The sequence below is a fragment of the Cryobacterium mannosilyticum genome, from assembly GCF_004402705.1.
Taxonomy (GTDB): domain Bacteria; phylum Actinomycetota; class Actinomycetes; order Actinomycetales; family Microbacteriaceae; genus Cryobacterium; species Cryobacterium mannosilyticum.
On the sequence record NZ_SOFM01000021.1, the window covers coordinates 46,030 to 69,592 of the forward strand.

A 23,563-nucleotide genomic window follows, 5' to 3' on the forward strand; every position below is an offset into this window, starting at 1 on the left:
GTCGACTACCACACGTAAGCGAGAACTTCTCCGCCTACGCCCTTCTTCTCGGCCTGGCGGTCGGTGAGCAGACCGCTGGAGGTGGACAGGATGGCAACGCCGAGGCCACCGAGAACGGTGGGGATTTCGGTCGACTTCGCGTACACGCGCAGGCCGGGCTTGGAAACCCGCTTGATGCCTACGATGGAACGCTCGCGGTTCGGACCGAACTTGAGGTTGAGCGTGAGGGTCTTGCCGACCTCTGCATCCTTGACGTCCCAAGCCGAGATGTAACCCTGGGCCTTGAGGATGTCTGCGATGTTCGCCTTGAGCTTGCTGTGCGGCATGGACACGGTGTCGTGGAACGCCGAGTTAGCGTTGCGCAGTCTGGTCAGCATGTCTGCGACCGGATCTGTCATTGTCATTTGTGGTGCCTTTCTCGCCTGGTTTCGTTCATCCGTTACACGGGTGACGACCTTGGTCGTTGTGGGGCTGGACGGTTGTCCAGCCCCCGGGGTGTACTACAAGGAGCCGAAGCTACTTTACTTGGTGTTTTCGGCCGTCTTGAACGGGAAGCCCAGCGCCTTGAGCAGCGCGCGTCCTTCTTCGTTGTTCTTGGCCGTCGTCACAACCGTGATATCCATACCGCGGATACGGTCGATCCGGTCCTGGTCGATCTCGTGGAACATGACCTGCTCGGTGAGACCGAAGGTGTAGTTGCCGCTGCCATCGAACTGCTTGTCAGACAGACCGCGAAAGTCACGGATACGGGGAAGCGCGAGGCTGAGCAGCCGGTCGAGGAACTCCCACATACGGTCGCCACGAAGTGTGACGTGCGTGCCGATGGGCTGTCCTTCACGCAGTTTGAACTGCGCGATCGACTTGCGTGCCTTGGTGACCTGCGGCTTCTGGCCGGTGATCTTGGTGAGGTCGGCGACGGCGCCATCCATGATCTTGCCGTCGCGAGCTGCCTCGCCGACACCCATGTTGACAACGATCTTGACCAGGTTCGGAACCTGGTGAACGTTGGTGAAGCCGAGGTCCTTGGTGAGCTGGGCAGTGATCTCATCGCGGTACTTCTGCTTCAGGCGCGGCAGGACTGCCGGAGTTGCTTCGGCCGCTGCTACTGCAGTGTCGGTCATCAGAGGTCCTTCCCTGACTTCTTGGCGTAACGGATGCGGACGGTCTTGGTGACCCCGTCCTTCGTCACGTCTTCGAGGCGGACGCCGACGCGAGTCGGCTTCTTGGTCTCCGGGTCGACGATGGCCACGTTGGACACGTGAATCGGCGCCTCCATGGTCTCGATGCCGCCGGTCTTGGTGCCGCGCTGGGTCTGGCCAACGCGAACGTGCTTCGTGACGAAGTTGATGCCCTCGACGAGGACCCGGTTCTTCTCCACGAACACGGCGATGACCTTGCCCTGCTTGCCGCGGTCGCCGCCGCGGGCCTGGGTGCGGCCGGTGATGACCTGAACGAGGTCACCCTTTTTGAGTCTGGCCATGATTTAGATAACCTCCGGTGCCAACGAGATGATCTTCATGAACTTCTTGTCGCGAAGTTCGCGACCGACCGGTCCGAAGATTCGGGTGCCGCGAGGGTCACCGTCGTTCTTCAAAATCACTGCGGCGTTCTCATCGAACTTGATGTACGAACCGTCTGAACGACGGGTCTGCTTTTTGACGCGAACGACAACGGCCTTGACGACGTCGCCCTTCTTGACGTTTCCGCCCGGGATCGCATCCTTGACCGTGGCGACAATCGTGTCGCCCAGTCCGGCGTAGCGACGGCCGGAGCCGCCGAGCACGCGAATGGTCAACAGTTCCTTGGCACCCGTGTTGTCGGCAACCTTGAGTCGTGATTCTTGCTGAAGCACTTTTTAACTCCTTCTATCAAGCAAGCGCGAGGCTTACTTGGCCTTCTCGAGGATCTCGACCAGGCGCCAGCGCTTGGAGGCGCTGAGCGGACGGGTCTCACTGATCAGGACCAGGTCGCCGATGCCGGCGATGTTTGCCTCGTCGTGAGCCTTCAGCTTGGACGTACGGCGGATGACCTTGCCGTACAGGGGGTGCTTCACGCGGTCTTCGACCTCGACAACGATGGTCTTGTCCATCTTGTCGCTGGTCACGTAACCACGCAGCGTCTTGCGGTAGCCGCGAACGAGAGCCTCAGCCTCGGCAGCGACGACCTTTTCGTCAGTCTTCGCCATGACTAGGCCTCCTTCGTCTCGACGGCGTCGTCCGCAGCGGTGTCGTCAACAGACTCGACTGCAGGCTTGGCCTTCTTTGTCTTCTTCTCAGCCTTTTCCGCCTTGGCGGGGGCCTCGACGGGCACGGGAGTCGGGCGAATGCCCAACTCGCGCTCACGGAGAACCGTGTAGATGCGAGCGATGTCGCGCTTGACCGCGCGGAGGCGGCCGTGGCTTTCGAGCTGGCCGGTGGCCGACTGGAAGCGAAGGTTGAACAGTTCTTCCTTCGCCTTCTTCAGCTCGTCGAACAGTCGCTCATTTTCAAAAGTGTCGAGCTCGACCGAGGCGAGCTCCTTGGATCCGATCGCCATTATGCGTCGCCCTCCTCGCGCTTGATGATGCGTGCCTTCAAGGGCAGTTTGTGAATTGCGCGGGTCAGCGCTTCCTTCGCGACGATGTCGGTGACACCGCTCAGCTCGAAGAGGACGCGACCCGGCTTGACGTTGGCGACCCACCACTCGACGGAACCCTTACCGGAACCCATGCGGGTTTCGGCCGGCTTCTTGGTGAGCGGGCGGTCCGGGTAGATGTTGATCCAGACCTTTCCGCCGCGCTTGATGTGACGCGTCATGGCGATACGAGCGGACTCGATCTGACGGTTGGTCACGTAGGCGGGCGTGAGTGCCTGGATGCCGTACTCGCCGAACGACAGCTCAGTACCACCGGTTGCGTGGCCGGTGCGGCCCGGGTGGTGCTGCTTGCGGTGCTTGACTCTGCGTGGAATCAACATGGTTATGCCTCAACTCCTGCTGCAACCGGTGCCGCTGCCTCTGCGCGGGGCGCACGGCGGGGTCGGTCGTCACGTCGTTCGGGGCGGGTCGACTTAGCGTTGGCCTGCTCGCGAGCGAGTTCCTTGTTGGTGATGTCGCCTTTGTAGATCCAGACCTTCACGCCGATGCGGCCGAAGGTGGTCTTGGCTTCGTAGAAGCCGTAGTCGATGTTCGCGCGCAGGGTGTGCAGTGGCACGCGTCCCTCACGGTAGAACTCCGAACGGCTCATTTCGGCGCCACCGAGGCGACCGGAAACCTGGATGCGAACACCCTTGGCGCCGGCGCGCTGGGCACCCTGCAGGCCCTTGCGCATCGCGCGGCGGAATGCCACACGTGCGGAGAGCTGCTCTGCGATGCCCTGGGCGACGAGCTGAGCGTCGACCTCGGGGTTCTTGACCTCGAGGATGTTCAGCTGGATCTGCTTGGCGGTGAGCTTCTCGAGGTCGGAGCGGATGCGCTCGGCCTCCGCGCCGCGGCGACCGATCACAATGCCCGGACGGGCGGTGTGAATGTCGACGCGAACGCGGTCACGAGTGCGCTCGATCTCGATGCGGGACACGCCGGCACGGTCGAGGCTGGTGCTCAACAGTCGGCGGATCTTGACGTCTTCAGCAACGAAGTCGCTGTAACGCTGGCCGGGCTTCGTCGAGTCAGAGAACCATCGCGACACGTGGTCGGTCGTGATTCCCAGACGGAAGCCGTAGGGGTTTACCTTCTGACCCATTACTTCGTACCCTCCTCAGGAGTGGCGAGCACAACAGTGATGTGGCTCGTGCGCTTCTTGATCTGGAATGCGCGACCCTGTGCTCGGGCCTGGAAACGCTTGAGGGTCGTACCCTCGTCAACGAACGCCTGGCTGACGAACAGATCCTGCTCGTCCAGGAAGGTGTTGGCTGCATCTGCCTTGACCCGGGCGTTCGCGATTGCCGAAGCAACCAGCTTGTACACCGGATCGCTCGCACCCTGGGGTGCGAACTTCAGGATTCCCAGGGCCTCATGTGCCTGCTTGCCGCGGATCAGGTTGACAACGCGACGAGCCTTCTGGGGGGTAACGCGGATGTGACGCACGCGTGCGATCGACTCCACCATTTCTTCTCCTCCTTCACGTCCCCGCGTTAGCGGCGACGGCCCTTCTTGTCGTCCTTCACGTGTCCACGGAAGGTGCGGGTGGGCGCGAACTCGCCGAGCTTGTGCCCGACCATGCTCTCGGTGACGAACACCGGGATGTGCTTGCGTCCGTCGTGAACCGCGATGGTGTGCCCGAGCATGCCGGGGATGATCATCGAACGGCGCGACCAGGTCTTGATTACGTTCTTGCTGCTGGCTTCGTTCGCCTTGACAACCTTGCGAAGCAGGTGGTCGTCAACGAACGGGCCTTTCTTGAGACTGCGAGGCATCGTCTACTCCTACTTACGCTTCTTGCCGACGGTACGGCGACGAACGATGAGCTTGTCGCTTTCCTTGTTCGGGTGGCGGGTGCGCCCTTCCTTCTGGCCCCAGGGGCTGACGGGGTGACGTCCACCGGACGTCTTACCCTCACCACCACCGTGCGGGTGGTCGACCGGGTTCATGGCAACACCACGAACGGTCGGGCGAACGCCTTTCCAGCGCATACGGCCGGCCTTGCCCCAGTTGATGTTCGACTGCTCGGCGTTGCCGACCTCGCCGATCGTGGCGCGGCAGCGGGCGTCGACGTTACGGATTTCTCCGGACGGAAGGCGCAGCTGGGCGTAGATGCCATCCTTCGCGACGAGGCGAACAGACGATCCGGCGGAGCGGGCCATCTTGGCGCCACCGCCCGGACGCAGCTCGACCGCGTGAATGATGGTACCGGTGGGGATGTTCTTCAGCGGCAGGTTGTTGCCGGGCTTGATGTCAGCACCGGCGCCCGACTCCACGATGTCGCCCTGGTTCAGCTTGTTCGGGGCGATGATGTAACGCTTGGTTCCATCGAGGAAGTGCAGGAGCGCGATGCGCGCCGTGCGGTTGGGGTCGTACTCGATGTGAGCGACCTTGGCGTTGACGCCATCCTTGTCGTTACGACGGAAGTCGATCAGACGGTACTGGCGCTTGTGTCCACCACCGATGTGACGGGTGGTGATGCGACCCTGGTTGTTACGGCCACCGGTCTTGGACAGGGGGCGAAGCAGGGACTTCTCCGGGGTCGACCGGGTGATCTCTGCGAAGTCTGCAACAGATGAACCGCGACGACCGGGAGTCGTGGGCTTGAACTTACGAATAGCCATTTCTTATTCCTCTAGTCCGCGCCGCTTAGCCGACGGCCGTGAAGATGTCAATGGAACCGGACTTGAGCGTGACGATGGCACGCTTGGTGTCCTTGCGCTTGCCCTGACCGAACTTCGTGCGACGCGTCTTGCCGATCCGGTTCATGGTGTTGATCGAAGCGACCTCCACCTTGAAGATCTTTTCGATCGCGAGCTTGATCTCGGTCTTGTTGGAGCGCGGGTCCACGATGAAGGTGTACTTGCCCTCGTCGATCAGGCCGTAGCTCTTTTCAGAGACGACCGGAGCGATGATGATGTCGCGGGGGTCCTTGTTGAGCGGGGTAGCCATTATGCGGACGCCTCTTCCTTCTTGGTCTTGCTCTCCACGAACGCGTCGAACGCGCCCTTGGTGAAGACGATGTCGTCACTGACGAGCACGTCATAGGCATTCAGCTGGTCCCACGGCAGAACGTGCACCGTCGGCAGGTTGCGGATGCTGCGGAGCGTCATTTCGTCCGTGCGTTCCAGTACAACCAGGACGTGCTTGCTGCTGGCGATCTGGCTGAGCAGTTCGATGGCGCCCTTGGTGCTGGGCGTCTCGGCGCTGAACAGTGCCGTCACGACGTGCAGGCGGTCGCCACGGGCGCGGTCCGAAAGCGATCCGCGCAGTGCTGCCGCGATCATCTTTTTCGGGGTGCGCTGCTCGTAGTTGCGCGGGGTCGGTCCGTGGACGATGCCACCACCGGTCATCTGAGGGGCGCGGATCGAGCCCTGACGAGCGCGACCGGTTCCCTTCTGCTTGAACGGCTTGCGGCCGGCACCGGAAACTTCACCACGACGCTTGGTCTTGTGCGTGCCCTGGCGTGCGGCAGCGAGCTGCGCGACGACGACCTGGTGGATCAGCGGGATGTTGGTCTGAACGTCAAAGATTTCGGCGGGCAGCTCAACGGAGCCGGCCTTCTTGCCCTTGGCGTCGATGAGATCGAGTGAGGTAGTCATGCGACTAGGCTCCCTTCACTGCATTGCGGACGAATACGAGGCGGCCCTTGGCACCGGGAACGGCACCCTTGACCAGCAGGAGGCCCTTGTCGGCATCAACGGCGTGAACCTTGAGGTTCAGCACGGTGACGCGCTCGCCACCCATCCGACCGGCCATGCGCATGCCCTTGAAGACACGGCTCGGGGTCGAGGAAGCGCCGATGGAACCGGGCTTGCGGTGGTTACGGTGTGAACCGTGCGAGGAGGAGACACCCTTGAAGTTGTGACGCTTCATAACACCGGCGAAACCCTTACCCTTGCTGGTGCCCATGACGTCGACCTTGGTGCCGGCAGCGAAGACACCGTCAACGGTGAGTTCCTGGCCCAGGGTGTAGTCAGCGGCATCCGCGGTGCGGAGCTCGGTGAGGTGACGGCGAGGCGTGACGCCTGCCTTTTCGAAGTGTCCGGCGGAAGGCTTGTTGACCTTGCGCGGGTCGATGGCCCCGGCAGCGATCTGAACGCCGGCGTAGCCGTCGATCTCCTTGCTGCGGATCTGGGTGACAACGTTGGGTGAGATCTCGATGACGGTGACGGGAACGAGCTTGTTGTTCTCGTCCCAAACCTGCGTCATGCCGAGCTTCTTGCCGAGGAGACCCTTGGTGGTCTTGGTATCTGCGTAAGACATCGCGGGCCCTAGAGCTTGATCTCGATGTTGACGTCGGCCGGAAGGTCGAGACGCATGAGCGAGTCGACTGCCTTCGGGGTCGGGTCAATGATGTCGATCAGACGCTTGTGGGTGCGCATTTCAAAGTGCTCCCGGCTGTCCTTGTACTTGTGAGGGGAACGGATGACACACACCACGTTCTTCTCGGTCGGAAGCGGCACGGGGCCGACGACGGTCGCGCCCGCACGGGTCACGGTGTCGACGATCTTGCGCGCCGAGATGTCGATGACCTCGTGGTCATACGACTTAAGTCGAATGCGGATTTTCTGTCCCGCCATGTCGAACTCTCTTTCTTGTCAAGGCTTCGTACATCCCGAGGGCTGCATTGGACGCCGTAGTAGCACTGCTGCTGTCGCACCACTGTTCATCTGTCAATTTCGATTCATCGCGCCGCAGCCGCTGGGCCGCGCCACTTCGAACCGCGCCAACACCTGCTCCGGCCGGAGCCGGGGGAAGGCATGGTTTTACCCGTGCAATCCCGGTTGTTGGTTTGAGCTCTGTTCTGCTACCCGCGGCCTAGCTGCGTATCCCGGCGTGTTGCCACGCACGACACCAGCTATGCACTGCCTGGCAGTGATCTCGACACCGCGTGCAGCGCGGCAGTCGAAAGTGTTGAACTAGAAGAGTCTGCCACAGGCCTTGCCCTTTCTGCAACCCGGGCGTGTCGCGCCCGGCGTGTCGCAGGGCACCGTCTCCCCGAGCGCCCCATTTCCGCCGTTCCGCTCCCGGCGTGCCTGGCGCGCAGCGGCGAAACGGGGGCGACCACCAGATCCGTGCCTGCCGTCACCCTGGTCACCAGGAGCGCAGCGTGGGCCGGGTGATCGGCAGGCCGAACTCGACAAGGCGCGTGCGCAGCCGCACCTTGCTCACCGAGACCGAGAACGGCCAGCGAGTGAACCCGTGAACCTGGCGGCGCACTCCGTCTTCCCGGAGCTTCTCAGCCCAGAGCACCTGCTCAGGCGTGCGACCGTCGCGCATCACCGGGTCGAAGTACTTGACCTTGCCATCGGTCTCCCCAACCTTGTGCTGGTCGGGGAAGTAGAAGTCGACGAAGACTTCGGCTCCGTCGACGATGAACGGATGCTGGAGCACCGGTTCAGGGAATCCGCTCAGGGCGATGTTCACCCGGCTTGCCGACTCGTTCGGCGAGCCGGCCAGGTGGGTCGCGAAATCGATCACGGCTTTCGCGCGAACGGAGCCGCGGAATGGCAGCATTCGCGCCCACGTCTCGTAGAGTTCGACCTTCGTGGCCAGAGCCGCCAGATGTCCCCGGCGGTCGGCGGAGAGGGCGCGGTCGGCCACGACGACGGCCGATTGGAGGTCGAGCGCGGCGGCGAGGTCCACAACCGTGCGCGCCACCGTCGTGACCAGCAAGCCGTTGACCAGGGTGATGTCCCGGGGATCGAGGTGGACCGCGTGCTTCCGAATGCCGGGCTTCGATCTGCCCCCGGCCGCCCGAGGAACGATGAAATGGACCTCGGCTGGAGGTCCGAAGAGAAACGGGAGGCCATGAAGCACGGCCGCCGACTGATGAGAGAGCACGAGTTCACTCCGTCGGGCGGCTGCCGCCGCGGCCACCACGACGGCGTAACGCTCCTCATTCCGGAAGGTGTCCCATTGTTCCTGAGGAAAGTAGTGCCCGCGGGCTACGCGGTGAAACTCACCACGCAGCGCGCTACGACGCAGTCGCAGGTCCGCGCCGAAAGAACGGGTGTAGTCGGCCACTGAGAACAGTCGGTCGGCCGGATTGTCGGAATGCGCAGGTGAATTCATGCACCCACAGTGCGGAGACCCCGCTCCTGCAAGGCACCAACGCCGTGATCTGTGGACAGCGGCCGGCATCCGTCACCTGTGAATGGATGCTGTCCGGCCCGAGCGCACCAGTTGCGCCGCTGCGCCCCCGGCGTGCCTGGCGCGCAACGGCGAAGTCGGCGCGCTCGACTGAATGGCCGTTCGCGATGTGTGCCAGCGGCTACTCGTCGCCGATCTACTCGTCGCCGATCTACTCGTCGCCGATCTACTCGTCGCCGATCTTCTCGTCGGCGGCGGCGCGGGCACCCTCGATCTGTTCTTCAAACTTGCCGCCGGTGACCTTGTTCGCCGCGTCGGCGACACCGCCGAGGAGCTTGTCGCTGATGTCCTCGGCCTGCTCGCTGTTCAACGCGTCCTTGACCTTGTTGTCGCCGAGGAAGTCCTGCGCCTTCTTGGTGATGTCTTCGAGTCCCATGGTGGTCTTCCTGTCTGGGCCGCATCGTTGCGGCCGAGTCAAAAATAGAACAGGGCTGCGCCCCAGCACAAGGGACTTTCGGGCACGAAAAAGGGGCCGGCCCCGAAGGACCGGCCCCTGATCTCGACAAGCTCGATTACCGAGCTTCACGCTCGATCACCGAGGTGACCGGGCTATGAAAGGAACTACTTGATGATCTTCGTCACCGTTCCGGCGCCGACGGTGCGGCCACCTTCACGAATAGCGAAGCCGAGGCCCTCTTCCATGGCGATCGGCTGGATCAGCGCGACGTTCATGTCGGTGGTGTCGCCGGGCATGACCATCTCGGTGCCCTCAGGCAGCGTGATGACACCGGTGACGTCCGTGGTGCGGAAGTAGAACTGCGGACGGTAGTTCGCGTAGAACGGGTTGTGACGGCCGCCCTCTTCCTTTGACAGGATGTACGCGGTGCCCTCGAAGTCGGTGTGCGGCGTGACCGAACCCGGCTTGACGACGACCTGGCCGCGCTCGACGTCTTCGCGCTTGGTGCCACGAAGAAGAAGACCACAGTTCTCGCCGGCCCAAGCCTCGTCGAGCTGCTTGTGGAACATCTCGATACCAGTGACCGTGGTCTTGATGGTCGGGCGGATGCCGACAACCTCGACCTCGGAGTTGATCTTGAGGGTTCCACGCTCGGCGCGGCCGGTGACGACGGTTCCACGACCGGTGATCGTGAAGACGTCCTCGATCGGCATCAGGAAGGGCTTGTCCTTGTCGCGGACGGGCTCCGGGAAGTACTCGTCGACAGCCGTCATCAGCTCGAGGATGTTGCCGACCCACTTCGGGTCGCCTTCCAGTGCCTTGAGCGCGGAAACGCGAACGACGGGAGCGTTGTCGCCGTCGAAGCCCTGCGCGGTGAGGAGTTCGCGAACCTCGAGCTCGACGAGCTCAAGGATCTCTTCGTCGTCAACCATGTCGGACTTGTTCAGTGCGACGAGCAGGGACGGCACGCCGACCTGCTTCGCGAGCAGAACGTGCTCACGGGTCTGAGCCATCGGGCCGTCGGTGGCGGCAACCACGAGGATCGCGCCGTCCATCTGGGCAGCACCGGTGATCATGTTCTTGATGTAGTCAGCGTGGCCCGGTGCGTCAACGTGCGCATAGTGACGCTTCTCGGTCTCGTACTCAACATGCGAGATGTTGATCGTGATACCGCGCTGGCGTTCTTCCGGAGCCGAGTCGATCGACGCGAAGTCGCGCTGAACGTTCGTCTTGGACGGGAACGTGTCAGCCAGGACCTTGGAGATCGCTGCAGTCAGCGTGGTCTTTCCGTGGTCAACGTGACCGATCGTTCCGATGTTTACGTGCGGCTTGGTCCGCTCGAACTTGGCCTTGGCCACTGTGGGTCCTCCTCAGGACTCTCGGCTTCACCGCCCGCTGGTTTGCGGCCGGTGAACCTGCTGGATTTGTGTACTTATGCTACTCGGGCCGGGAGGCCTAAGCGATTTGGGCCCGAAGGCCCCAGGCTATTCGCCCTTGTTCTTCTGGATGATCTCTTCGGCTACAGCCCTCGGGACCTCCGCATAGCTCTCGAAAGTCATCGAGTACACGGCGCGGCCGGAGGTCTTGGACCTCAGGTCGCCGATGTAGCCGAACATCTCCGAAAGTGGAACATGGGCGCGAATTACCTTCACACCGCTTGCGTCCTCCATGGTTTGGATCTGACCGCGGCGCGAGTTGAGGTCGCCGATTACGTCACCCATGTATTCCTCAGGGGTGCGTACTTCGACACTCATCAACGGCTCGAGCAGAACCGGGTCTGCCTTACGAACGGCTTCCTTGAAGCCCATCGATCCGGCAATCTTGAACGCCATCTCCGAGGAGTCGACGTCGTGTGCGGCGCCGTCAAGCAGGCTTGCCTTGACGCCGACCATCGGGTAGCCGGCCAGGACGCCAACGTGCAGCGCATCCTGGATTCCTGCGTCCACCGAGGGGATGTACTCCCTGGGGATGCGGCCACCCGTGACCTTGTTTACGAACTCGTAGCTCTTCTCGGCCGTGATCTCGAGCGGCTCGATCGCGATCTGAATCTTCGCGAACTGCCCGGATCCACCGGTCTGCTTCTTGTGCGTGTAGTCGTGACGCTCGACCGCCCTGCGGATGGTCTCGCGGTATGCGACCTGGGGCTTGCCGACGTTGGCTTCGACGTTGAATTCACGCCGCATCCGGTCGACCAGGATGTCCAGGTGCAGTTCGCCCATTCCCTTGATGACCGTCTGACCAGTTTCCTGGTTCTGCTCGGTACGGAAGGTCGGGTCTTCTTCGGCCAGCTTCTGGATCGCGAGACCCAGCTTTTCCTGGTCCTGCTTGGTCTTCGGCTCGATCGCAACCTCGATGACCGGGTCAGGGAACGTCATCGACTCGAGCACGACCTGCGCGTTCGGGTCGCACAGGGTGTCGCCGGTGGTCGTGTCCTTGAGGCCGATGACCGCGTAGATGTGACCGGCGGTCACGAAGGCCACCGGGTTCTCCTTGTTGGCGTGCATCTGGAAGATCTTGCCGATGCGCTCCTTCTTGCCCTTGGTCGAGTTGATGACCTGGGCACCGGAGTCGAGGTGGCCGGAGTACACGCGAACGTAGGTCAGACGACCGAAGAACGGGTGCACGGCAACCTTGAACGCGAGAGCCGTGAACGGCTCGGTCGCATCCGGGTGGCGCATGATGACCTTCTCCTCGTCACGCGGGTCGTGCGCCTCAATGGCGGGCACGTCGAGCGGGGTGGGGAGGTAGTCGATGACGGCGTCGAGCATCGGCTGGACGCCGCGGTTCTTGAACGCCGAGCCACAGAGGACCGGGTAGATCTCGCTGTTGACCGTGAGCTTGCGAATGGCGCCCTTAATCTCGGCGACGGTCAGCTCTTCGCCGGAGAAGTACTTCTCCATGAGGTCGTCGTCGGTCTCGGCGACGGTCTCGAGGAGGAGCTTGCGGTAGGAGGCGGCCTGGTCGACGAGGTCGGCCGGGATCTCTTCGATGGCGTACTTGGAGCCCATCTCGACGTCACCCTTGGAGTCGCCGCGCCAGGTCAGCGCACGCATCTCGACGAGGTCGACAACACCTTCGAAGGTGTTCTCGGCGCCGATCGGCAGCTGGATGACGAGCGGCTTCGCGCCGAGGCGCTTGACGATCGTGTCGACGGTGTAGAAGAAGTCGGCGCCCAGCTTGTCCATCTTGTTGACGAAGCAGATGCGGGGCACGTCGTACTTGTCGGCCTGGCGCCAGACGGTCTCGGACTGGGGCTCAACGCCCTCCTTGCCGTCGAACACTGCGACGGCGCCGTCGAGGACACGCAGCGAACGCTCCACCTCGACGGTGAAGTCGACGTGGCCGGGGGTGTCGATGATGTTGATCTGGTTCTCAGCCCAGAAACAGGTCGTCGCGGCAGACGTGATGGTGATGCCACGTTCCTGCTCCTGCGCCATCCAGTCCATCGTCGAGGCGCCGTCGTGCGTCTCACCGATCTTGTGGTTGACACCCGTGTAGTACAGGATGCGCTCAGTGACGGTGGTCTTGCCAGCGTCAATGTGAGCCATGATGCCGATGTTGCGGACCTTACTCAGGTCGGTGAGCACGTCAAGTGCCACGGGGGTCCTCCGGAAGTTTGCTTATGGTGATTGGGGCGAAACAGGGCATCCGGCGTTCGAGCCGCGGTGACCGAGCCTGTCGAGTTCTGATCTCGACAAGCTCGACCACCGGATCGGCTCGAAGCCGGAACGCGACTACCAGCGGTAGTGAGCGAAGGCCTTGTTCGCCTCGGCCATCTTGTGCGTGTCCTCGCGGCGCTTCACAGCGGCACCGAGGCCGTTGGATGCGTCGAGGATTTCGTTGGTGAGACGCTCGGTCATGGTCTTCTCGCGACGGGCCTTGGCGTAGCTGGTCAACCAGCGGAGGGCCAGGGTGTTGGCGCGGTGCGGCTTGACTTCAACCGGAACCTGGTAGGTGGAACCACCGACGCGGCGCGAACGCACCTCGAGGGTGGGGCGCACGTTGTCGAGTGCCTTCTTCAGCGTGACAACAGCATCCGCACCGTTCTTGGCAACGACGCCTTCGAGTGCATCGTAAACGATGCGCTCGGCGAGGCCCTTCTTGCCGTCGAGGAGGATCTTGTTGACGAGCTGGGAAACGATGGGGGCGCCGTATACCGGGTCAGCGATAACGGGACGCTTGGGCGCTGGGCCTTTACGAGGCATTACTTCTTCTCCATCTTGGCGCCGTAGCGGCTACGAGCCTGCTTGCGGTTCTTGACGGCCTGGGTGTCCAGTGCGCCGCGAACGATCTTGTATCGAACACCGGGGAGGTCCTTGACACGACCACCGCGGACGAGCACCATCGAGTGCTCCTGCAGGTTGTGACCCTCGCCGGGAATGTAGGCGGTGACCTCTGTGCCGTTGGACAGCTTGACGCGGGCGACCTTGCGGAGAGCCGAGTTCGGCTTCTTCGGGGTGGTCGTGTAGACACGGGTGCAAACGCCGCGCTGCTGGGGGTTGGACTTCAGGGCGGGAGCCTTGGTCTTGGTGACCTTGGGGCTGCGTCCCTTTCTGACCAACTGCTGAATGGTGGGCACTAATTACTCCTTGTTTTTGCTGCACGGTGACAGCTCATTGATGGTTAGCATTCGAATCGTTCGGTTTCCCGGCCGACTCGAGTTCATCTGGACCCGCCGGCACGCACGCAATGAATTCCGTGTGATTTGGTGGGTATGCCGTGGGGGCTGCTCGGTGAGCACACCCTGAGTGAGTGCCGAACCGGACGCGCCTAAGGTGCAGCACGAGGGTATCGCGGTGGCATGACTCAAGCGCACGACAAAGCGCACACCTCGAAATACTAACTCGGCAGTGGCGGCCCGGTCAAATGGGTTACGGGGTCTGACGGGTTCGTTCAGCCGTTGTTCAGATGCTGCGCGGCCAGAGCGGCGAATCGAGCGCCGTGTCGAGGTCGGCCAGGAGGGCCAGCACCCAGGGTTCGACGTAGTCGGCGACGGCCTGGCGCATCCGCTCACGGTGCCGGAACAGCTCGGCGCAGACCCGGCTGCCGACCAGGGCCGCGTGCTCGTCGGCGAGTTTCAGTTCGGTGCGGATGGCCGTCTTCTCCTCCGCCGTGAGCGGCGGCGGAGCGGATGCGGCGGCCGCGGCCTGGTCGGGCCGGGCCAGTTCGGCGAAGGTGAACAGGTAGGGCGCATCCGCGGTGGTGGGCGGGTCGAGGTCGAGGCCTTTGTACTCCGGGTCGAGGCCCTCGGTGGGGTGGTAGCTGGCGGCCGCCTTGCGTTCCTCGTTCAGGTGGATCTCGCGGCTGAGCAGGGGCAGGTTGAGCTCGGTGTATTCGTCGACGGCAGCGTCGATGACGAGCTTCACGCGCATGGCGAGGGCATGCTGCACGGCGTGCGGTACATCGGTGGCCAGGCCGGCGGCGACGATGACCGGCGAGCCGAAGCAGGTGCGGCAGAGGCGGGCGCGGCCGCGGTGCGTGCCCGGGCGCCAGCGCGGGAGCCAACGCAACCAGTTGTCAACCTCATGGCTGACGCGTGACTCGATGGATCCGTCCATGGATGTTAAGGATACTCGCTCGGGCTGCCTCGCGGCCAGTGAGTTCCCGACCAGTCCCCGCCCCGTCCCCGCCCGAGGCTTGCCCTAGGCGACTGACTCGGCGAACCCGTAAGGGTCGCCCGAACGCCACGCGTTCAGCACGGTGATGACGGCGAGCACGGCACAGGCCGCGGCGATGCCGGTCAGGTCCGCCAGAGCAGCATCGTCGAAGGGCTTCTGGCCGGCCAGGGCGTCGTGCCAGAGCAGCGGGAGAACGCCGAACAGGCCAAGGCTGATGAAAGAGAACCAGGTTTCCAGACGCCACTGGGTGGCCGTGAGGCGCCAGAACGTGCGGGCGCCGCCGGTCGGGATCGTGCCGCGGGCGGCCAGCCGACGATACGTCGCCCGCTTGAGCAGCGATGCGAGGAAGACGCCCACACAGCCGGCGGCCAGGAATCCATACAGGGAAAGCAGGGTCCAGAAGTCCTCTGAGGCGCCGCGGACCGTGGCACCCCACGCGCTTCCACTCGTTTCGGCGTGTACGGCCAGCGGGATGATCAGGAGGTACACGACGACGGGCAGGAGCATCCACAGCAGTGCGTACCGCAAGGGCGTCGGACTCATTTCCAATCCGACGGACCCTCCCTGCAAAAAAGTGCGCCGGCGCTGCGACAGTCGGCCCCGGCGGAACATCTCCCCGAAGAAGAGTGCCACCCCGGTGAAAAGCAGAATCACCCCGGGCAAGGAAGGGTAGTTGAAGTCTTTCCCCAAAAACGGCAGAAGCTCGACCATGAGCGACCCGCTCAACCCGACCAGATACAGCCAGATGAACACGGCAGCGGCGGCGGCGCCGAGCAGACCACCGGCGACGTAGAACAGACGGGGGCTGGGAATGCTGGGCGGCTGTGAGCCGCCCTTGCGCTTGGCCGGCGAGGCCGGAATGCGGCTAGGCGTTGCCATCTGAGCCTCCGGCCGGCTCGAAATCTGCGGCGACAGCCGGTTCCCGCCACCGGATCGAGTCGACGATGGCGTCAAAGAGGGCGACGATCATCTCCGGATCGCATTCGACCGGGGTGTCCGCCACGATGTGCAGCAGCTGGTCACCCGCCGGGGTCGGCAGGAGGTACTCGAGCTTTGTATCGGGGATCGTCTCCCGTCCGGGCTGGATCTGTACGACGCGCCAGGTGCGCGCCACGATGCCGCATTCCAGAGTGAAGACTTCGGCCGCCGGGAGCATGTCCTTGAGCGTGGCGGCCTGGCGCTCCGGCTGCGGAGGCTCCCCGTTCCACGGCACAAAATCGAGCACCATCGCAGCAGGAAATGGGATCCCGGGCAGAATCTCCAGCGAGAGGGCGACCTGGAACGCCCCAGCGGCACGTGCCCGGGCGACGACATCCCGCAGTTGGAGCTTCACCTCACGCCTCACCCTGGCCAGCCGGTCGTCCCGACCGACCTGCCGGATGACGAGGCCCGCAATAATGCGCTCGGACAGGGGCTCCTCACTGACGGGAATGTTCGCCCACGAGCCGGGCAGCACCATCGAAATGTCGGCGGCACGCATGGCCACTTGCCTGGTCATAGTGCCTCCGTCACGATGTGGAGTGTTTCGACGATCGCCTGGGTTTCTTCACGCATGCTGGCGAAGGCCCCGAAGTCATCGCAGGTGAAAGCGAATTGGAGCATCTCGCTCGACCCCACGGGGAACACCGCGAAGACGGTGCGCTCGGAAAGCCGGCCTTCGGCCGCGCCGAGTTCGGTGAATTCGATCCGTTGGAACAGTCCAACGACTTCGCCGGCGGGGATGTCGGCGCGCCAGAGCTCCAGGTCGCGTGACCGAGCCCCGGGGCGCATCCGAGTGGATTCCTCCCGGGCTATCCGCTCATAGGCCGCTGGCCCATCGTCGTCGTCCATCGCGAGTTGCTGCACGGTGAGAACGGCACCGATGGTCAGCTGTTTCTCGGGCCGCACCGAGACCGCCGCAGTGAGCCACGGATTCCGCTGGCCCAGCAGCCGGGTGCGAAGCTCGGCCAGTTCGGCGGCGAAGTCTCCTGTGGTACCCGGATTCGGGTCACGCTGGGCGACGTCGGCGACGACGCTCTCGGCCCAGCGCGTCGAATCCACGCTTTCCGCCGGGTCGAGCGGCACGGTATAGAAATTGGACGGCACGTCGAAGTCGTAGTCGACGATCTGCAGCGCCCTGACACCGGCAGTCACCGCGTGACCAGGCCTTCGACGCCGTTGGACGCGGCTTTCAGCAGGCTTTCCGGTCTCAGTTTGATGTCTCCCTCGGTGTTCAGGTTGCCGGGATCATTCATCAGTTTCTCTATCGAACCGCCCACCTGTCTGGCATCCAGCACCACAAGGGTGACCTTCGCCCCCGCGGTCAGGTCTCCCCAGGGCATGTCGACGGATTTGAGCTTGAGCGGGTTTTTGAGGGCGTCAAGACCTTCCGTCCTGGCCCCGGCGAGCCACTTCTCGGCGAGATTGGACCCGGTGCCGAGTTTGGATTCGAACGGGTTCTGGAAGATTTCCTTTGCGGCGCCCTTGAAACTCGTGAGGCTCTTCAGTTCGGTTCGTGCGGCGGTCTTCGTTACGCCGAATACCTTCTTGAATTGGCCTGCATAGAGGCCCTTCGATTTCGACGCCCGGAATGCGAGCGCCCCGGCCGACTTGGCCTTCGCGGCCTTGGCAAGGTACGTGACCAATTTGCCGCCGAACGCGGCCAGTGCTACGCCCACCGCCGCGAAAATCACGTCGCTGAGGCTGCCTTCACCCCGCTGGAGTTTGAAGCTCGCGTCAATGAGCGCGATCACCGCGCCCAGGACGGCGAGACCGATCAGGATTGCGCCCAGGATGGGGACCCACGAGAGGAAGATCGCCAGCACGCCCGCCCATTCGCAGACTACTTTGATCGCGTCCAGCACCGAGCCCCAGTCGTCCCAGCGAGAGTCATTGAGCCTGTCGCCCACGTCACCGGTGACAACGTCATTGATGTCATCCGCGGCCGACTTCGCGGCAGCATCTTTGGCCGCGCTGGCGGCGTGCCAGAGTCCCTGGGCGACGCCGAGTTCGTGCACCCGAGCGTCGTAACGGTCCGCCATGTTCTCGGCGCTTTTCTGGTTGACCGCCTGGTCGTCACCGACCGCTTCGGCCTTCTGATCGGCCTGCGTCTTGTTCGTGCGGGCGGCGGAGACTTCGCCTTCTGCCTGGGAAATGGTGGAGATCGCGGTGACCGCGTCGTCCTGGGCCGTCTTGAGCTTGCCCGAATAGGCGATCAGGGCCGTTGCCGTGAGGCTGTAGCGTTCCTGGGCCTTGCCGATGTCCCGCGCAACATTCTCAGCAGATTCCTTGAGTGCGGCAACGGCCTTGCTCTTGTTCTCGTCGGCCTCGGATATGCGATGGAGCGTCGTCACCGAGCGGGCGATGGCCAGCCCCAGTTCCTCGTAGCGGCGGGCCTTGGCCAGCACAACGTCGGCGTCGCCGGTCAGGTTGTTGAACGCAGTATCGCTGTTGCTCATCGTGTTCCTCGCTCGATTCCCCTAGACAACGCGGTGACCCGGCGAACCGGCACCCGGCCCGATTCCACTGTCTTTGTTGTCTTCGGCGGCCTCGACGAGGGCCTTGCCGAGTTCCTCATCCACCTGAGTGAACGCATCCCGAATGGCCTTGACCTGCTCGTGCAGGGCCGTGACCTGTTCGGTCATGTTCTTGCGCCGGTCGTTCCAGCTGCGCGAGAACTCACGCACGCGCTCCCCCAAACCGTCGTGTCCGACCACATCGGCCATCTCCCCGGTGAATGTGTCGGCATTGCTGTACTCGGTCGCGATATCGAGCAGATCCCTCTCCAGCTGCTCAAGCAAGTGCATCTGAATGACGATGTCAGACATCGAATTCTCCTCCCCCGGTGTGCTCGGCCGGCCACGTTCGGCCGGCCGAGCACACGAATTCAGTTGGCGACTAGCCGGCCAGCCCGGAGCCGAGCTGGTCGTCGACGCCCTGGATGGCGTCGCGCGCCTGCACCAGGAAATCGGCCATGCCGGAGATGCCGGCCAGGGCTTCGTTGAGGCCCTTGTCCATGCTCTGGTAGGACGTTCCGAACTGCCCCGAGGCACGGTCCGTCTGGAAGCCCTGGCTGATCAGGCCTTCAACAAGTCCCCTGAGGCGCACGAGGGTGTCTTCGATCTGCCCCTGGCCCGCCTTCAGGTTGTTCGAGGCAGTGGTCATCTCGTCGTACGTTACGTTCATGTTCGCCATGGAATACTCCTTCAAACATCGAGGCCAACCCCCATGAGCCGACCGACTGTTCTCAACCTATCGGGATTGCCGAGACCGCTCGATGGGCACGATTATCCATGCGCGTTTCCACGTCGGGCAGCGGCATGGGCAGCTGCACCCGCACGAACTTCCCGCGCGAGACGAAGACGCCTCTGCCCGGCGGGAATTCTGCCCGGTTGGAGCGCGGCAGCGGTGTCTTCAGCAGGAACTCGCCCTCCGTGTAGTCCGGCTGCAGGAGCAGTCCCCGCCGCACGGTCTTGATCTCGCTGAAGAGGCCCCAGGATGAACTCCAGGTCGAAGTCTCACTTTCGGCGATGATGGTATGGTCGCTGCGCTTGACCGCCTTCACGAGTTCAGTCAGCGGCGTCTCGGCCGGGGTCTGCAGGAAATCGGAGATGGTCTCCACGATCACCACGATGCTTCCCTCCGTGTCGGGGTCGGCGACGGCCGCGGCCAGGTCCCTGGCCAGGGCCGCGACCTCCTCGATCGTCGTGGCGGTTCCGGCCCACCAGTCGCCCTGCGCCAGCGGCGACCGGGAATTGCCCAGGTAGTACTGTCTCGCCGCCGGGCGTGCCCGGCCGTACGCCTGCGTGAGCGCGCGTAACGCCGTCGTCCGGCCGCTCGCGGGCGGCCCGGCCACGAGCATGACCCCGGACGGATCGAAGGCGTACGGGCCGAGATCCACATCGCTCATGCCCAGGACCGGGTTACCGTCGAGGGCGTCCGGCAGTTCGGCCGCCGAGTACTCGGTGGGCATCGACCCAATTCCGGCAGCTGAATGTACGCCGGCTCTGCGCATCGACTCGGCGAGGCGCTTCGTGGCTGCCGACTGGTCGGCAACCGCACTCGACCCGCCGAGGATCGCGATCTGGGTCTCCATCCCGTCGACGATCGCACGCCCAGCGGCCGACTTCGAGCCGAGGATGTCGGAGGGAACGTCGAGCATCCCATAGCCACCCTCGTCGGCCAGTCGCAGCACGATTCGCTTCTGGATGCTCGACCCCACGGAGGTGGGGATAGCCCCTGACCGGTCGGCGGTCAACGCGATATGGATGCCCAGCTGGCGACCGTCGGTGAGGATGTCCTTGAAGACGCCGTACCAGGGCATGCGTCCGCTCGTGGATTCCCATTCGTCCCGGAAGGCGGGATAGCCGTCGATGAGGAGAAGGATGCGGGGCTCGTCCCGCTTGCCGGTGAGCTGGCGGTAGTCGGCGATGTTCGACGCGTTGGCTTCCGCGTAACGCGGGCCGCGTTCCTCCAGGACCGCCTTGAGTCGGCGGAACAGCCGCACGATGCGTTCTGAGTCGTCCCCGGAGATGATCGATCCGACGTGTGGGAGGTCCTCGAGCATCCGGAGGCTGCCGGTGCCGAAGTCGAGCCCGTACACCTGGACCGGCCCGCCGCGGGGCGTGATCCCCGCGGCGCCGGCAAGCGTGCGCAGCAACGCGCTCTTGCCGGAGCCGCCGGTGCCGAAGATGGCGACGTGACCGTCGGCATCCGGGCGGAAGTAGACGGCCTGCTGTTCCTGGCGGTGCGGGAGGTCGGACACCCCGAGCAGGAGCTCGGAGTCGGTGCGCTGGCGGAGTTTGACGAGGTCGTAGGCGGGGGCCAGCTCGTCGAGCCAGGGACGACGAGGGTCGGGGATCTTCGCGAATGCTGCCGCCGCGACGATCGTGGTCACCAGGCGCTGCTGGTCGGTGGGGCCGAGGTCGCGGTCTTCGTCGATGTGGCCGTGGGTGCTCGGATCCTCCCATTTGCTCTCCGCCCCGAACCGGAGTTCGGCGACGTCGATCCCGGCGCGGTCGGGTTCGCGGCTGGTCCACCCGCCGGCGTAGGCGGACTGGAACTGCTGCAACCGGCCGGGGCCGGTCTTGGCGACCCCGCGGCCGGGGATGCCCGGGTCGAAGTGCGAGGCGTCCTTGGTGCCGATGACGTCGGTGCTGTCGGACTCGTCGGCCATCCGCAGGGCGATCCGCAGCGGCGTGTTGGCGCGCAGGTTGTCCTTGATCACGCCGGCCGGCCGTTGGGTGGCCATGATCAGATGGATGCCGAGGGAGCGGCCGCGCTGGGCGATGTCGACGACGCCGTCGACGAACTCGGGCACCTCGGTGGCGAGGGCCGCGAATTCGTCGATGACGAGCACGAGCGCGGGCGGGCTGTCGGGGTCGCCGCGCTTTTCCAGTTCGAGCAGGTCCTTGGCCTTCTTGCGGCCCAGCAGGTGCTCCCGGTGGTGCAGTTCGGCGCGGAGGCTGGTCAGGGCGCGCCGCACGAGGTGCGGGCTGAGGTCGGTGACCAGGCCGACGCAGTGCGGCAGGGTGACGCAGTCGGCGAAGGCTGAGCCGCCCTTGTAGTCGACGAAGAGGAAGGTGACCCGGTCCGGGCTGTATTCGGCGGCCATGCCGAGCACCCAGGCCTGCAGGAATTCGCTCTTGCCGGCGCCCGTCGTGCCGCCGACGAGGGCGTGCGGGCCCTGGCTGCGCAGGTCGAGGTGCATCGCGTCGACGCCGGCGGAGCCGATGATGGCCCGCAGCTTGCCGGCGCGGCGAGGTTTCGGCTTGCCGCCGCTGCGGTCGTGGATCGACATGTTCTGCTGCCAGCGGTCGATCACCGCGGCGCTCGTCTCGACCATGTCGTGCCCGAGCAGCGTGACCAGCGAGACGGTGCGCGGCAGGTCGCTGGAGTCCGCCACGAGTGCCCCGGCGTCGATGACCGGGGCCATCCGTTTGGCGAAGCTGAGGGCCGTTGCCGAGTCGACCTGCTCGGTGACGACATCCGTGATCGTCTCGCCGAGGCGCACGAACCCGGCGGTGGCGCTGCCCGGTTCGTCGCCCAGGGCGAGGTAGGTGCGGCAGACGGCCGGCAACGCGGCCACGGTCGGGGCGATCCAGATCGGGTAGACGCCGGCGTCGGCGGCGACCTCGGCCAGCTGCACCAGCCGGGCGCGGTCAACGGCCACGTCGTCGGAGATGAGCAGCACGATGGCGGGGATCGGCGCCGGTGCGCCCTGCACGGTCTTCGCGGATCCGACCTCTGCGCCGCGTTCCAGGGCGGCGTCGTCCTGCACCATGGCGCCGCGGCGCCTCGCGGACTTCGCCCTGGCGAGGCGCTGAGCGACGACCTCCTCGATGCTGGCGAGCACGGCGGCCCCGCTCGCCGCGCTGTCGGCGAGGTGGCTGCCGGCGATCGGGCTGTGCGGCGACGAGGTGTGCGGCATCCACTTGAGCCACCCCAGTTCGCGCGACCATCGCGGGGTCACCAGCGAGGCCACCACGAGTTCGGCGGGCGAGTGCAGCGCGGTGAGCTGCACCAGGACCGAGTTGATCGAGCCCATCGTCTGGTCGGGCGAGCCGGCCAGGCCCAGCGCGCCGGAATCGAAGAGGTTGTCGATCAGCGGCACGCCCTCGATTCGGCGGTTCGCCTCGACGACGGCGTCGAGCTTCTCCTGGAACTGGGGCAGCATCTCCCCCGTGCTGTTTTCCGCGACCGTGTTGCGGGAGTTCATCGTTCCCACGCCGAGCCGCACGTTCAGGAATGACCAGTGCTCAGGGCGCCTGGTCCAGAGGAGCGGGCCGCGCCGTCCGGCGTCGTCGTAGGCGTCGAGCGTGGATGGCGACTCGCCGAGGCGCAGGTCACGCTCGCGCACCCGCTCGGCGGCCAGGCGCGTAGCCAGCACCTCGAGCCGCGCTTCGAACCTGGCCACGGCCTTCTTCATCCGCTGCTTCTCCCGCGACTTGGACGTCAGGAAGTTGCCGATCAGCATGATCGGGGACATCAAACAGAAGATCAGCGTGTACGGCTGGCGGGTGAGGGCGAACATCGCGCCGCCCATCAGCAGCGGGGTGATCATGGCGAGCAGGGGGAACGGCTGCTCGTCCTTCTCCGCGGGAACGTCGGGCGCATTGAACTCCTGGCCCGTGTAGCGCGTCTCCACCTTCGGCGACCGGTTGAAGAAGATCGGGCCGGGTTTCGGCGCGGCGTCCGCCGAGGCTCCGGCGATCTTGCTGATCTCCACCTCGGAGTCGCCGAGCAGAAGGCGCTCCGCCTTCGCGATGCGCACGCGCCCGACGATGCCGCCGTCGACGACCACGCCGTTGGCAGAACCGAGATCGATGACCTCTACGGCGTCAGCGACCTCGAGGCGTGCGTGCTTCTTGGAGACCAGGTTGTCGTCGAGCACGATGTCGCAGGACGGGTCGCGGCCGAGCACGAAGCTCCCGGCGGAGAGAGGGAACTCGCGCCCGGCATCCGGGCCGTTGATGACGCGCAGGGTGGCGACGGCCTGCGATTTCACCTGCGACGGCGCCTGGTACATGACACCGGCGTCGGCCAGGCTCACGGATGCGCCGGAGCCGATCCACGCCTCGCCGACCGGGGCGTCCGGCGGCAACATGATCGGGTCGCCCTGGCCGGGCAGGGTGGCCCGGAGGGTGAGGTTGCGCTCGGCAGAGTGAGGCACCTCAGAATCGACCCGGCTGATGGTGGTCGCGATCTCGGAGATGGTCGCCGCGGCATCCGCTGTGACGACGATGTCGCTCGACGAGCCCGACGGGCGAACGAAGGTGAGTTTCAGGCGCATGCGTTT

At 64.6% G+C, this 23,563-nt stretch carries 29 protein-coding genes; all 29 read right to left on the bottom strand.

Going from position 1 to position 23,563, the window contains the following annotated elements; genetic code table 11:
- Positions 1-5: 5 nt before the first annotated feature.
- Complete coding sequence (gene rpsH, locus E3O32_RS07650; protein WP_134363327.1) at positions 6-404, bottom strand: 30S ribosomal protein S8; 399 nt, start codon at positions 402-404, stop codon at positions 6-8.
- A 117-nt stretch (positions 405-521) separates the two neighbouring features.
- The gene (gene rplE, locus E3O32_RS07655) at positions 522-1,121 is read right to left on the bottom strand and encodes a 50S ribosomal protein L5 (protein ID WP_134508217.1); all 600 of its coding nucleotides are present in this window, start codon (positions 1,119-1,121) and stop codon (positions 522-524) included.
- The gene (gene rplX / locus E3O32_RS07660; RefSeq protein WP_134508219.1) at positions 1,121-1,480 is read right to left on the bottom strand and encodes a 50S ribosomal protein L24; all 360 of its coding nucleotides are present in this window, start codon (positions 1,478-1,480) and stop codon (positions 1,121-1,123) included. The genes rplE and rplX overlap by 1 nt, the downstream gene beginning before the upstream one ends.
- Before the next feature lie 3 nt (positions 1,481-1,483).
- On the bottom strand, positions 1,484-1,852 hold the full coding sequence (gene rplN, locus E3O32_RS07665; protein ID WP_134508221.1) for a 50S ribosomal protein L14: 369 nt from the start codon (positions 1,850-1,852) through the stop codon (positions 1,484-1,486).
- 33 nt (positions 1,853-1,885) lie between these two features.
- Complete coding sequence (gene rpsQ, locus E3O32_RS07670; protein WP_134508223.1) at positions 1,886-2,185, bottom strand: 30S ribosomal protein S17; 300 nt, start codon at positions 2,183-2,185, stop codon at positions 1,886-1,888.
- 2 nt (positions 2,186-2,187) lie between these two features.
- Positions 2,188-2,535 (bottom strand): 50S ribosomal protein L29, encoded by a 348-nt coding sequence (gene rpmC / locus E3O32_RS17745; protein WP_134508225.1) that lies wholly within the window; start codon positions 2,533-2,535, stop codon positions 2,188-2,190.
- The gene (gene rplP, locus E3O32_RS07680) at positions 2,535-2,954 is read right to left on the bottom strand and encodes a 50S ribosomal protein L16 (protein WP_134508227.1); all 420 of its coding nucleotides are present in this window, start codon (positions 2,952-2,954) and stop codon (positions 2,535-2,537) included. The genes rpmC and rplP overlap by 1 nt, the downstream gene beginning before the upstream one ends.
- Before the next feature lie 2 nt (positions 2,955-2,956).
- The gene (gene rpsC / locus E3O32_RS07685) at positions 2,957-3,718 is read right to left on the bottom strand and encodes a 30S ribosomal protein S3 (RefSeq protein ID WP_104100964.1); all 762 of its coding nucleotides are present in this window, start codon (positions 3,716-3,718) and stop codon (positions 2,957-2,959) included.
- Entirely contained in the window at positions 3,718-4,083 is a 366-nt protein-coding gene (gene rplV / locus E3O32_RS07690) for a 50S ribosomal protein L22 (protein WP_134369265.1), read from the bottom strand. The genes rpsC and rplV overlap by 1 nt, the downstream gene beginning before the upstream one ends.
- 26 nt (positions 4,084-4,109) lie before the next feature.
- The gene (gene rpsS / locus E3O32_RS07695; RefSeq protein WP_104100966.1) at positions 4,110-4,391 is read right to left on the bottom strand and encodes a 30S ribosomal protein S19; all 282 of its coding nucleotides are present in this window, start codon (positions 4,389-4,391) and stop codon (positions 4,110-4,112) included.
- A 9-nt stretch (positions 4,392-4,400) separates the two neighbouring features.
- Complete coding sequence (rplB, locus tag E3O32_RS07700; protein WP_134508229.1) at positions 4,401-5,240, bottom strand: 50S ribosomal protein L2; 840 nt, start codon at positions 5,238-5,240, stop codon at positions 4,401-4,403.
- Positions 5,241-5,265: 25 nt separating this feature from the next.
- Complete coding sequence (gene rplW / locus E3O32_RS07705) at positions 5,266-5,568, bottom strand: 50S ribosomal protein L23 (RefSeq protein ID WP_134508231.1); 303 nt, start codon at positions 5,566-5,568, stop codon at positions 5,266-5,268.
- Complete coding sequence (gene rplD / locus E3O32_RS07710) at positions 5,568-6,218, bottom strand: 50S ribosomal protein L4 (protein ID WP_134508233.1); 651 nt, start codon at positions 6,216-6,218, stop codon at positions 5,568-5,570. The genes rplW and rplD overlap by 1 nt, the downstream gene beginning before the upstream one ends.
- Before the next feature lie 4 nt (positions 6,219-6,222).
- Entirely contained in the window at positions 6,223-6,882 is a 660-nt protein-coding gene (gene rplC / locus E3O32_RS07715) for a 50S ribosomal protein L3 (protein WP_134508235.1), read from the bottom strand.
- A gap of 8 nt (positions 6,883-6,890) precedes the next feature.
- The gene (gene rpsJ / locus E3O32_RS07720) at positions 6,891-7,199 is read right to left on the bottom strand and encodes a 30S ribosomal protein S10 (protein WP_035834607.1); all 309 of its coding nucleotides are present in this window, start codon (positions 7,197-7,199) and stop codon (positions 6,891-6,893) included.
- Between the two features lie 514 nt (positions 7,200-7,713).
- Positions 7,714-8,694: a hypothetical protein gene (locus E3O32_RS07725; RefSeq protein WP_134508237.1), complete on the bottom strand. Its 981-nt coding sequence runs from the start codon at positions 8,692-8,694 to the stop codon at positions 7,714-7,716.
- A 244-nt stretch (positions 8,695-8,938) separates the two neighbouring features.
- Positions 8,939-9,148, bottom strand: coding sequence for an Rv0909 family putative TA system antitoxin (locus tag E3O32_RS07730; RefSeq protein ID WP_134508239.1), 210 nt, complete (start codon positions 9,146-9,148; stop codon positions 8,939-8,941).
- 185 nt (positions 9,149-9,333) lie between these two features.
- The gene (tuf, locus tag E3O32_RS07735) at positions 9,334-10,527 is read right to left on the bottom strand and encodes an elongation factor Tu (RefSeq protein WP_134508241.1); all 1,194 of its coding nucleotides are present in this window, start codon (positions 10,525-10,527) and stop codon (positions 9,334-9,336) included.
- Between the two features lie 126 nt (positions 10,528-10,653).
- Positions 10,654-12,768, bottom strand: coding sequence for an elongation factor G (gene fusA, locus E3O32_RS07740; protein WP_134508242.1), 2,115 nt, complete (start codon positions 12,766-12,768; stop codon positions 10,654-10,656).
- 135 nt (positions 12,769-12,903) lie between these two features.
- Positions 12,904-13,374 carry a 30S ribosomal protein S7 gene (rpsG, locus tag E3O32_RS07745; protein WP_066597688.1) on the bottom strand — a complete coding sequence of 157 codons (471 nt, stop codon included), beginning with the start codon at positions 13,372-13,374 and terminating at the stop codon, positions 12,904-12,906.
- Positions 13,374-13,748 (bottom strand): 30S ribosomal protein S12, encoded by a 375-nt coding sequence (rpsL, locus tag E3O32_RS07750; protein WP_055811472.1) that lies wholly within the window; start codon positions 13,746-13,748, stop codon positions 13,374-13,376. Before rpsL ends, rpsG begins: the two co-directional genes overlap by 1 nt.
- A 325-nt stretch (positions 13,749-14,073) precedes the next feature.
- A complete protein-coding gene (locus E3O32_RS07755) occupies positions 14,074-14,727 on the bottom strand; it encodes a spermidine/putrescine ABC transporter substrate-binding protein (RefSeq protein WP_134508244.1) in 654 nt (217 codons plus the stop codon).
- An 84-nt stretch (positions 14,728-14,811) separates the two neighbouring features.
- The gene (locus E3O32_RS07760; protein WP_134508246.1) at positions 14,812-15,666 is read right to left on the bottom strand and encodes a hypothetical protein; all 855 of its coding nucleotides are present in this window, start codon (positions 15,664-15,666) and stop codon (positions 14,812-14,814) included.
- A complete protein-coding gene (locus tag E3O32_RS07765; RefSeq protein ID WP_134508248.1) occupies positions 15,653-16,285 on the bottom strand; it encodes a hypothetical protein in 633 nt (210 codons plus the stop codon). The genes E3O32_RS07760 and E3O32_RS07765 overlap by 14 nt, the downstream gene beginning before the upstream one ends.
- Positions 16,282-16,920 (bottom strand): hypothetical protein, encoded by a 639-nt coding sequence (locus E3O32_RS07770; RefSeq protein ID WP_134508250.1) that lies wholly within the window; start codon positions 16,918-16,920, stop codon positions 16,282-16,284. The genes E3O32_RS07765 and E3O32_RS07770 overlap by 4 nt, the downstream gene beginning before the upstream one ends.
- Entirely contained in the window at positions 16,917-18,224 is a 1,308-nt protein-coding gene (locus E3O32_RS07775; protein ID WP_134508252.1) for a TrbC/VirB2 family protein, read from the bottom strand. The genes E3O32_RS07770 and E3O32_RS07775 overlap by 4 nt, the downstream gene beginning before the upstream one ends.
- A gap of 21 nt (positions 18,225-18,245) precedes the next feature.
- Positions 18,246-18,593 carry a hypothetical protein gene (locus E3O32_RS07780; protein ID WP_134508254.1) on the bottom strand — a complete coding sequence of 116 codons (348 nt, stop codon included), beginning with the start codon at positions 18,591-18,593 and terminating at the stop codon, positions 18,246-18,248.
- A 70-nt stretch (positions 18,594-18,663) separates the two neighbouring features.
- Entirely contained in the window at positions 18,664-18,960 is a 297-nt protein-coding gene (locus E3O32_RS07785) for a WXG100 family type VII secretion target (RefSeq protein ID WP_134508256.1), read from the bottom strand.
- Between the two features lie 52 nt (positions 18,961-19,012).
- On the bottom strand, positions 19,013-23,557 hold the full coding sequence (locus E3O32_RS07790) for an FtsK/SpoIIIE domain-containing protein (protein ID WP_134508258.1): 4,545 nt from the start codon (positions 23,555-23,557) through the stop codon (positions 19,013-19,015).
- Positions 23,558-23,563: the final 6 nt, after the last annotated feature.